The 11,882-nt window shown below is 67.2% G+C and carries 1 protein-coding gene (cut by a window edge); it reads left to right on the top strand.

Annotated features, from left to right (window positions below; translation table 11 throughout):
- The first annotated feature begins 163 nt into the window (after positions 1 to 163).
- Positions 164 to 11,882, top strand: the start of a protein-coding gene (locus RRX38_RS04160) for a non-ribosomal peptide synthase/polyketide synthase (protein ID WP_315961655.1). Its footprint extends 19,046 nt past the window's final position; 11,719 of the gene's 30,765 nt are visible here — the first part of the coding sequence; the start codon lies at positions 164 to 166; the stop codon falls past the right edge of the window.

The following is an 11,882-nucleotide window of genomic DNA, read 5'->3' as shown; positions in this document are numbered from 1 at the left end:
TCCGTCCTGTTGCAGCGTTCGAAAAAAAGCCACGCCACCCCCGGCGTGGCTTTTTTGTCCCTGCTTATGGTGACAGACAGCCCCCTGGCACTTCCCTTAGTTTTTCGCCACTGATCGGGCATGCCGCCGATTTTCCAGGGACTTTTACAGCGCAGGTACTTCGATGCTCTTCAATGACTTGATGGCAGCCATTTCCGGCCACCCGATCCGCCTTCAGCACGAGGACGGCGACCTGGTGATCCTTGGCGATGACCAGGGGTTCGACGATGCCCTGGTGGCCGGCCTGCGCCTGCACAAGCCGCGCTTGCTGGAGTTGGTCGAAGAGCACGGTGGCGACTGGCTGAGCCCGGCCTTCCGCATCACCCCGGACATGCTGCCGCTGGCAGCGCTGACCCAGGAGCAGATCGATCTGATCGTGGCCCAGGTGCCCGGCGGTGCGGCCAACCTGCAAGACATCTACCCGCTGGCGCCGTTGCAGGAAGGCATGCTCTATCACCACCTGGCGGCTGCCCAGGGCGACCCCTATATCCTGCACACGCTGCTGGCCGCCGACAGCCTGGAGCGCCTGCAACAGTTCGCCCGCGCCTTGCAGGCGGTGACCGACCGGCATGACATTCTGCGCACCGCGCTGGTCTGGGAAGGCCTGGATGCACCGATGCAAGTGGTGTGGCAACGCGCGGAGCTGGCCGTCGAGGCCGTGACCCTGGATGCGGCGGATGGCCCGATCGAGGCGCAACTGCGCGAACGTTTCGATACCCGCCATTTCCGCATGAACCTGCAACAGGCACCGCTGATGCGCCTGGCCTATGCCCATGACCCGGCTGCCGGGCGCTGGGTGGCGCTGCTGGCGTTCCATCACATGGTGCTGGACCACGCGGCGCTGGAACGCGTTCAGGCCGAGGCCCAGGCGTTTCTGCTGGGCGCCGAGGCCAGCCTGCCGCCGGCGGTGCCTTATCGCAATTACGTGGCCCAGGTCGCGCACATGACACAACGCGGCGCACGCCAGGGTCACGAAGCGTTTTTCCACGAAATGCTCGGCGATGTCGATGAACCGACCTTGCCGTTCGGGCTGGCCGACGCCCAGGGCAGCGACGAGCCGATCGAAGAAGCCGTACTGCCGTTGCCGGCATCCCTGGTGCAGCGCCTGCGCGGGCTGGCCCGCGACCATGGGGTGAGCAGCGCCAGCCTGGTGCATCTGGCCTGGGCTCAGGTACTCGGGCGCCTGACCGGCCGCGACGACGTGGTATTCGGTACGGTGCTGATGGGCCGCCTGCAAGGCGGCGAGGGCGCCGCGCAGGCGCTGGGGGTGTTCATCAATACCTTGCCGCTGCGTATCCGCCTGGACGGCGAAGGCGTGGCCGGCAGTGTCAAGACCACGCACCGCCGCCTGACCGCGCTGCTCGGCCATGAACAGGCCTCGCTGGCCCTGGCCCAGCGTTGCAGCGGGGTGGCCGCGCCCACGCCGTTGTTCGGCTCATTGCTCAACTATCGCCACGGCAGCGCCGCACAAAGTGCCAGCGCCCAGGCCCGTGAAGCCTGGCAGGGCCTGCAGGTGCTCGGCGGTGAGGAGCGCAGCAACTACCCGATCACCGTGTCGGTGGATGACCTGGGCAGCGCGATGATCGTCAGCGTGCTGGCCCTGGCGCGCATCGGCAGCCAGCGCATCGGCCAGTACCTGCTCAATGCCCTGGAGCAACTGGCTGGCGCGCTGCAACAGCAGCCCGAGGCGCAGCTGGGCACACTGGACATCCTTGGCGAGCAGGAACGCCAGCAGCTGCTGCAGCGCTTCAACGACACCGCCCGGGCCTACCCACGCGACAGCAGCGTGCAGGCGCTGTTCGAAGGCTGGGCACGGCGCCAGCCCGAAGCGCCGGCTGCCGTACTCGACGGTGTGGTGCTGAGTTATCAGGCGCTCAACAGCCGGGCCAACCGCCTGGCGCGGCGCCTGCTGGCCGAAGGGGTACAGCCGGGCGAGCGGGTGGCGCTGGCGCTGGCGCGCAGTTTCGAACTGCTGGTGGCCCAGCTGGCGATCCTCAAGTGCGGTGCGGCCTACGTGCCGCTGGATGTCAATGCACCCACCGAACGTGTACAGGCGATGCTCGCTGACTGCCAGGCGCGCCTGCTGCTCAGCGTCGGCACCGCGCCCGTCTACGTGGGGCTGCGCTGCCTGGTGCTGGAAGCCGCCGTGCTGGAAGAGGGCGACGACAGCAACCTGGCGCCGCAGGGCGATGGCGCCAGCAGCGCCTACGTGATGTACACCTCCGGCTCCACCGGCACGCCCAAGGGGGTGGTGGTGGCGCACCGCGGCATCACCCGCCTGGTGCTCAACAACGGCTATGCGCAGTTCCACCGCAGCGACCGGGTGGCCTTCGCCTCCAACCCGGCGTTCGATGCCAGCACCCTGGAAACCTGGGCGGCGCTGCTCAACGGCGCGTGCCTGGTACTGGTGCCACAGCCGGTGTTGCTGGCCCGCGAGCGCTTCGCCGCCTTGTTGCAGGAGCAGGCGGTGAGCGTGCTGTGGCTGACCGCCGGGCTGTTTCATCAATACGCCGCCGGGCTGTACCCGGTGTTCGCCAAGCTGCGCTACCTGATCGTCGGCGGCGACGTGCTGGATCCGGCGGTGATCGCCGGCGTGCTGGCCAATGGCGCCCCTGAACACCTGCTCAACGGCTATGGCCCCACCGAAGCCACGACCTTTTCCACCACCTGGAAAATCGACAAGGCCGGTCCAGGCACCATTCCCATCGGCCGCCCGGTGGGCAACGGCCAGGTCTACGTGCTGGACCGTCACCAGCGCCTGGCGCCAGTGGGAGTGGTCGGCGAGCTGTACATCGGCGGTGACGGCGTTGCCCTGGGCTACCTGAACCGCCCCGATCTGACCGAGCAGGCATTTGTCGCCGACCCGTTCAGCAGTGAACCCGGTGCGCGCCTGTACCGCACCGGTGACCTGGGCTGCTGGCGTGCCGACGGAGTCCTGGAATACCACGGGCGCAACGACGAGCAGATCAAGCTGCGCGGTTTCCGCATTGAACTGGGTGAGATCGTCAGCCAGTTGCTCAAGTGCGACGGCGTGGCCGATGCCGTGGTGGTCGCGCGCCAGGGCGATGCCCCCGGCGAGCAGAAGCGCCTGGTGGCCTATGTCATCGCCCACCCGGGCGCCACGCCGACGCCGCAAGGGCTGCGCGAGGCACTGCTGGGCCGCCTGGCCGACTACATGGTGCCGGCCGCCTTCGTGTTGCTCGACGCCTTCCCGCTGAACGCCAACGGCAAGCTCGACCGCCGGGCCTTGCCAGCCCCGGCAGCCGAGGCCTTTGCCAGCCGCGCCTATGTGGCGCCACAAGGTCCGGTCGAGCAGACCCTGGCCGGGCTCTGGCAGGAACTGCTGGGCATCGAGGCGGTGGGCCGCTTCGATCATTTCTTCGAACTGGGCGGCCACTCGCTGCTCGCCGTAACGCTGGTGGAGCGCATGCGCCAGGCCGGCCTGCGCGCCGATGTGCGGGTGCTGTTCAGCCAGCCGACTCTGGCGGCGCTGGCCGCGGCGGTGGGCACGCCGCTGGACGAGGCGCAGGCCCTGAGTGTGCCGGCCAATGCCATTGCCGCCGGCTGCACGCACATCACCCCGGACATGCTGCCGCTGGCGCAACTGAGCCAGGCCAGCCTGGACCGGTTGTTGGCGCAGGTGCCCGGTGGCGTGGCCAATGTGCAGGACATCTACGCCCTGGCGCCGTTGCAGGAAGGTTTGCTGTACCACCACCTGGCCGCCAGCCAGGGCGACCCCTATGTGTTGCAGTCGCTGTTCAGCCTGGCCGACGAAGCCAGCCTGACGCGCTTCGCTCAGGCCTTGCAGGCGGTCATCGAGCGCCATGACATCCTGCGCAGCGCGGTGTTCTGGGAAGGCCTGGAGCACCCGGTGCAGGTGGTGCTGCGCCACGCAGTGCTGCAGGTCGAACAGGTTGAAACAGACCCGGCGGCGGGCGATGTGGCGGCACAGTTGCAGGCGCGGCTGAACCCGCAGACCCTGCGCCTCGACCTGCACACCGCGCCGCTGCTGCAGCTGAAGGTCGCGCACGACCCGCTGCAGCAACGCTGGGTGGGCATTCTGCTGTTCCATCACATGGTGCTGGACCATGCGGCGCTGGAGACCGTGCAGCACGAAATGCAGGCCTGGCTGCTCGGCCAGCAGGCGCAGTTGGCGCCTTCGGTGCCGTATCGCAACTACGTGGCCCAGGCGCGCCGCAGTGCCGGCGACGCCGAACATGAAGCGTTCTTTACCCGCATGCTGGGGCACATCAGTGAGCCGACGCTGCCGTTCGGGCTGATCAGCGCAGCCAGCGAGGCCGACCCGGTGCAACACGCGCGGCAGTTGCTGCCAGCAGCACTGGCCCGGCAACTGCGCAACCAGTCCCGCCAGCTGGGCGTGAGCCTGGCCAGCCTGTTGCACCTGGCCTGGGGCCTGGTACTGGGGCGGCTGGCCGGGCGCGACGAAGTGGTGTTCGGTACCGTGCTGATGGGCCGCCTGCAGGCAGGCGAAGGCGCCGACCGTGCCATCGGGCTGTTCATCAACACCTTGCCGCTGTGCCTGGATGCCGGCAGCGGCGGGGTCGCCGAACGGGCCCGGGCAACGCACAAGCTGCTGACCGAGTTGCTCGCCCACGAGCACGCCTCGCTGGCCCTGGCGCAGCGTTGCAGCGGTGTACCGGCCAGCCTGCCGCTGTTCAGCGCGCTGCTCAACTACCGCCACAGCGCGACGGCTCAGGCCAGCAGCGAAGCCCAGCAGGCCTGGGCCGGGATCGAAGGCGTAGCCGGTGAGGAGCGCACCCATTACCCCTTGACCCTGAACGTCGACGACCTGGGTGAAGGCGTGCTGCTGGGCATCCTGGCCCAGTCGGGCATCGATGCCCAGCAGGTGGTGAATTACCTGGAAACCGCCTTGTACAGCCTGGCCCAGGCCCTGGAGCAGCGCCCGCAAGCGCCGCTGCATACGCTGGCCATCGTGCCGCCGGCTGAGCGTCAACAGCTGCTGGAGCAGTTCAATGCCACGGCGATGAGCTACCCGGCGCAGCAGACCCTGCAGGGCCTGTTCGAAGTGCAGGCAGCGAGGACGCCAGAAGCGCCAGCAGTGGCGCATGGTGACACGGTGCTCAGCTATGCCGAACTCAACACCCGCGCCAATGCCCTGGCCCAGCACCTGATTGCCCAGGGCGTGGTGCCGGATGCAAGGGTGGGCATCTGCCTGCAACGCGGCGCACCGATGCTGGTGGCCATGCTCGCCGTGCTCAAGGCCGGTGGCGCCTATGTGCCGCTGGACCCGAATTACCCGGCGGAACGTATCGCCTACATGCTGCAGGACAGCGAGCCGGCGGCAGTTATTGGTCAGGACACCACCCTTGAGCTGCTCGGCGACCGATCGGTCGTAAACCTCGATGCCTTTGACTGGGCCCGTGAGGTGCCGGGCAACCCGGTGGTGCCGGGCCTGACCTCGTCGAACCTCGCTTATCTGATCTACACCTCCGGCTCCACCGGCTTGCCCAAGGGAGTGATGATCGAACACCGCAACGCGGTGAACTTCCTCACCTGGGCGCAGCAGGCGTTTGAAGCCGAGGTGCTGAAGAACACGTTGTTCTCCACCTCGCTGAACTTCGACCTGGCGGTCTACGAGTGCTTTGCGCCGTTGACCAGCGGTGGTTGCGTGCATGTGGTCGAGAATGCCCTGGCGGCACGCGAGGCCAATGTCAGCCTGATCAACACCGTACCGTCGGCGCTGAAGGCGCTGCTGGAATCCGGCGGCCTGAACGAAGGCGTGCATACCGTCAACGTCGCCGGTGAAGCGCTGAAAGGCGCGCTGGTGGAAAAACTCTTCGCCGAGACTTCGGTGCAGCGGCTGTGCAACCTCTATGGCCCGTCGGAAACCACCACCTATTCCAGCTGGGTGGCCATGGACCGCGCCAATGGCTTCGTGCCGCATATCGGCAAACCGGTGGGCAATACCCAGTTCTACCTGCTCGACGAACACCGCCAGCCGGTGCCGCTGGGCGTGCCGGGTGAGCTGTACATCGGCGGTGCCGGTGTGGCGCGGGGTTACCTGAACCGCGACGACCTGACCGCCGAGCGTTTCATCGAAGATGCCGAATTCGGTCGCCTATACCGCACCGGCGACCTGGCGCGCTGGTTGCCAGACGGCAACCTGGAATACCTGGGCCGTAACGACGACCAGGTGAAGATCCGCGGCTTCCGTATCGAGCTGGGCGAGATCGAAGCGCGCCTGGCCGCTTTCGACGGTGTTCAGGATGCCGTGGTCATGGCCCGTGAAGACGTGCCGGGCGATCTGCGCCTGGTGGCGTACTACACCGCTGCCGAACAGCTGGATATCCAGAGCCTGCGTGAACATCTGCAAGGCCAGTTGCCGGAGTACATGGTTCCGGCGGCCTATGTGTATCTGCAGGCGCTGCCGCTGACACCGAACGGCAAGCTGGATCGCAAGGCCCTGCCGGTGCCGGATGCCGATGCGCTGATCAGCCGGGGCTATGAAGCGCCACAGACTGACACCGAGCATAAGCTGGCCAGCCTCTGGCAGACCCTGCTGGGTGTCGAGCAGGTCGGTCGTCACGATAACTTCTTCGAGCTGGGCGGCCACTCGCTGCTGGCGGTGAGCCTGGTCGAGCGTATGCGCGAACAGGGCCTGAGCGCCGATGTGCGTGTGCTGTTCAGCCAGCCGACCCTGGCGGCGCTGGCCGCTGCGGTGGGCGGCAGCCACGACGTGCAGGTGCCGGACAACCTGATTCCCGCCGGTTGCACGCGCATCACCCCGGAGCTGCTGCCGCTGGTGAACCTGCAACAGGCCGAGATCGACCGTATCGTGGCCGAAATTCCGGGCGGTGCAGCCAATGTCCAGGACATCTACCCGCTGGCGCCGCTGCAGGAGGGCATCCTGTTCCATCACCTGAGCGCCGAGCAGGGCGACACCTATGTGTTGCAGGCGCTGTTCCAGGTCGACAGCCGCGCGCGCATCGATACGTTCGCCCAGGCCTTGCAGCAGGTCATCGACCGCCACGACATCCTGCGCACCAGCGTGCACTGGCAGGGCCTGCAGGCACCAGTGCAGGTGGTCTGGCGCCAGGCGCAACTGGTACTGGAAAGCTTCAGCGCAGTCGCCGGCCATGGACCGGCCAGCGAGCAATTGCGTGCGCAATTCGACAGCGCCCGGCAACGCCTGGACCTGGCCCAGGCGCCACTGATGCGCCTGGCCTTCGCGCATGACGCCGAGCAGGACCGCTGGGCCTTGCTGCTGCGGTTCCACCACCTGGCGCTGGACCACACCGCGCTGGAAATCGTGCGTGAAGAAATGCAGGCGTTTTTGCAGGGGCAGGGCGCGGCCTTGCCGGCACCCACGGCCTATCGCAATTACGTGGCGCAGGCCCGCGCCGGCCTGGGCCAAGAGGCCCATGAAGCGTTCTTCACTCAGATGCTGGGCGACATCGACCAGCCAAGCCTGGCGTACAGTGCCGCCGCCAGTGGCCAGGTCGAGGAAGCCAGCCTGGTGTTGGACAGCGACCTGGCGCTGCGCATACGCCAACAGGCACGCCAGCTGGGCGTGAGTGCCGCGAGCCTGCTGCACCTGGCCTGGGGCCTGGTGGCCCGCACCGCCAGCGGCCAGGACGCCGTGGTGTTCGGCACCGTGCTGATGGGCCGCCTGCAGGGCGGCGCCGGCGCCGACCGTGCGCTGGGCATGTTCATCAACACCTTGCCGCTGCGCCTGGACATCGACCAGCGCCCGCTGCGCCAGGCCGTCAAGGCCACGCACCAGCGCCTCAGCCAGCTGCTTGCCCACGAACACGCGCCACTGGCCGTTGCCCAGCGTTGCAGCGGCGTGGCGGCACCGGCGCCGCTGTTCAATACCCTGTTCAATTACCGCCACAGCGCCACGGCCCTGGCAGCAGATCCGGCACAGCTGCAGGCGGCCTGGGAGGGCGTCGAGCTGCTCAGTAACCAGGAGCGCAGCAACTACCCGCTGACCCTCTCGGTGGATGACCTGGGCGAAGGCTTTGCCTTCACTGCCCTGGCGTTGGAAAGCATCGGTGCACAGCGGGTCTGCGAGGCGCTGGACTGCGCGGTGCAGAATCTGGTGGAGGCGCTGGAACGCGCCCCCGGCACGCCGTTGCAAGACCTGGCGACACTGCCCCAGGCCGAACGCAGGCATCTGCTGGGTTTCAACCCGGCAGCCAGCGACTATCCGCGCGAGCAGACCTTGCAGCGTCTGTTCGAAACCCTGGCCCTGGCCAACCCGAGTGCCCTGGCCGTAATCGACGGGGCCGCGCGGCTGAGCTACGCGCAACTCAATGCCCTGGCCAATCAGCTGGCCCATGAGCTGATCGCTCAAGGTGTGACACCCGGTTCGAAGGTGGCACTGCTGCTGCCACGCTCGACTGACCTGCTGGTCGCGCAGCTGGCGGTGCTCAAGTGCGCCGCAGCCTATGTGCCGCTGGATGTGCATGCACCGGTCGAGCGCCAGCTGTTCATGCTGGAAGACTGCGACGCGGTTTGCGTACTGGGCTATGCCGACGAGCCACTGCCGCAGGCCCGTCAGTGGCTGGCGATCGATGCGCTGGATCTCGATAGTCAGCCGGCGCACAACCCCGACCTTGAACAGGCTGCGGATGCAGCGGCCTACGTGATGTACACCTCCGGCTCCACCGGCCAGCCCAAAGGCGTGGTGGTGCCGCATCGCGCCGTTGCCCGCCTGGTGCTGAACAACGGCTACGCCGAGTTCAACGCCCAGGACCGCGTGGCCTTCGCTGCCAACCCGGCGTTCGATGCCAGCACCCTGGAAGTCTGGGCACCGCTGCTCAATGGCGGCGCCGTGGTGGTGGTCGAGCAGAATGTGCTGCTGGATCGCAGCCGGTTTGCCGCGCTGCTCACTGAACAGGCGGTCACTGTGTTGTGGCTCACTGCTGGCCTGTTCCATCAATACGCGGCCAGCCTGTACGGCGCGTTCAGCCGCCTGCGTTACCTGATCGTTGGCGGCGATGTGCTGGACCCGGCGGTGATCGCCGGCGTACTTAAAAACGGTGCGCCGCAGCACCTGCTTAACGGCTACGGTCCGACCGAAGCCACCACCTTCTCCAGCACCAACGAGATCCGTGAAGCCGGGCAGGGCAGCGTGCCGATTGGTCGGCCGCTGGCCAATACCCAGCTGTACGTCCTGGATGTCCAGCAGCAGCTGGCACCATTGGGCGTGGCAGGTGAGCTGTACATCGGTGGCGACGGCCTGGCCATCGGCTACCTGAACCAGCCGGAGCTGACTGCCGAACGTTTCATCCAGCACGCCGAACTGGGCCGCCTGTACCGCACCGGCGACCTGGTGCGCTGGCTGGCGGACGGCAACCTGGAGTACCTGGGGCGTAACGACAGTCAGGTCAAGCTGCGTGGTTTCCGTATCGAAATCGGTGAAATCGAAGCGCGTCTGGCGCTGTTTGGCGGCATCGAAGCCAGTGCCGTACTGCTGCGCGAGGACAGCCCTGGCGACAAGCGTCTGGTGGCCTACTTCACGGCCACGCAGACGCTGGCTATCGAAGCCTTACGCGACCATCTGCAAGCCGAGCTGCCTGACTACATGGTGCCGAGCGCCTATGTGCAACTGGACAGCCTGCCGCTGACCGCCAACGGCAAGCTCGACCGTAAAGCGCTGCCAGTGCCTGGCGCCGATGCGGTGATCAGCCGTACTTATGAAGCGCCGCAGACCGACACCGAACGCACCCTGGCGGCCATCTGGCAAAACCTGCTGGGCGTGGAGCGGGTTGGCCGGCACGATAACTTCTTTGAACTGGGCGGCCATTCGCTGCTGGCGGTAAGCCTGGTCGAGCGCATGCGCGAGCAAGGCCTGAGTGCCGATGTGCGTGTGCTGTTCAGCCAGCCGACGCTGGCAGCCTTGGCGGCCGCCGTCGGAGCAAGCACTGACATTAGCGTGCCTGAAAACCTGATTCCGCCAGGTTGCACGCAGATCACCCCGGAACTGCTGCCGCTGGTGGACCTGCAACAGGCCGAGATCGACCGCATCGTCGCGGCAATTCCCGGCGGCGCGGCGAATGTCCAGGACATCTACCCCCTGGCACCGCTGCAGGAGGGCATTCTTTACCACCACCTCAGTGCCGAGCAGGGTGACCCCTATGTGCTGCAGTCGCAGTACGCCTTCGACAACCGTGCGCGCCTTGACTCCTTCATTCAGGCCTTGCAGCAGGTCGTGGCACGCCATGACATTCTGCGCACCAGTGTGCACTGGCAGGCCCTGGCCGAACCGGTACAGGTGGTGTGCCGCCAGGCACCGCTGGAGCCGGAGTGGGTCAGCCTGACCGCCACCGGCGGTAGCGCGGCCGAACAACTGGCGCAGCGTTTCGACGCCGGCCACTACCGCATGGACCTGACCCGCGCGCCATTGCTGCACCTGGCCTGCGCCGAGGAGGCCGATACCGGGCGTTGGGTACTGACGCTGCTGTTCCATCACCTGGTGCTGGATCACACCGCCCTGGCGGTGGTGCAGGAAGAGATGCAGGCCCTGCTGCTGGGCCAGGGCGACAGCCTGGGCGCCGCAGCACCGTATCGCAACTACGTGGCCCAGGCACGTCTGGGCGTGAGTGCCGAAGCCCACGAAGCGTTTTTCCGTGAGCAACTGGCGGACGTGAGCGAGCCGACCCTGCCATTCGGCGAGCACGACGTGCGGGGCGACGGCCTGGGTATCGAAGAAGCCAAACGCTCATTGCCTGCCAGCTTGAGTGCGGGCCTGCGCGAACAGGCGCGCAAGCTCGGGGTCAGTGCCGCCAGCCTGCTGCACCTGGGCTGGGCGGTGCTGCTGGGCCGTGTGTCCGGCACCCAACAGGTGGTGTTCGGCACGGTACTGCTCGGCCGCCTCAACGCCGGGCAGGGCAGTGACCGTGCGCTGGGCATGTTCATCAACACCTTGCCGTTGCGCCTGAACCTCAGCGCCCGCAGTGTCAGTGCGGCGGTGCAGGATGCGCATCGGTGCCTGACGCAATTGCTGGCCCATGAGCATGCACCACTGGCATTGGCTCAGCGCTGCAGCGCGATCCAGGGCCAGGCGCCGCTGTTCAGCGCCTTGCTCAACTACCGCCACAGCGCCGCAGCCAGCGGCCAGCACGCCGAACAGGCCTGGGCCGGCATGCAGGCCCTCAGCGGCCATGAACGCACCAACTACCCATTGACCCTGAACGTCGATGATCTGGGCGAAGGCTTTGAAATCACTGCCCTGGCCACCGAGACGATCGGTGCGCAGCGGGTCTGCGACTACTTGCAGAACGTGCTTGAGGTGCTGGTCGATGCCCTGGCAAACCGGCCTGAGCAGATGGTTGAGCAACTGAGCCTGCTGGCTCCCGCCGAACGTCAGCGCCTGCTGGCTCTGGGCGGCGACACCCAGCCCTGCGCCAATACCCCGGCGGTACACCGCCAGTTCGAAGCCCAGGCGCTGGCCCGACCGCAGGCCATTGCGCTGCGCTACGAGGCGCAGGCCCTGACGTATGGCGAACTCAACGCCCGCGCCAACCAGGTTGCGCATTACTTGCTGGCCCAGGGCATCGGCGCCGACGACCGCGTGGCGCTGTGCCTGGAACGGGGGCCGCAGCTGATCGTCGGCCTGCTGGGCGTGCTCAAGGCCGGTGCCGGCTACGTGCCGCTGGACCCGGATTACCCGGCTGAACGCCTGGCCTACCAGTTGCAGGACTGCGCGCCGAAAGCGGTGCTGGTGCAGGGCCGCACTGCGGGCCTGTTGCAGACGTCGGCGCCGTTGATCGACCTGGCGTCGCTGGGCGAGCAGCCCACGGACAATCCGCGCGTCGCCGCGCCCCATCCGCAGCATCTGGCCTACGTGATCTACA

Source organism: Pseudomonas sp. DTU_2021_1001937_2_SI_NGA_ILE_001, from assembly GCF_032463525.1.
Taxonomy (GTDB): domain Bacteria; phylum Pseudomonadota; class Gammaproteobacteria; order Pseudomonadales; family Pseudomonadaceae; genus Aquipseudomonas.
The sequence above is the reverse complement of the archived record's forward strand: the minus strand, read 5'-3'. Positions and strand labels throughout refer to the sequence as shown.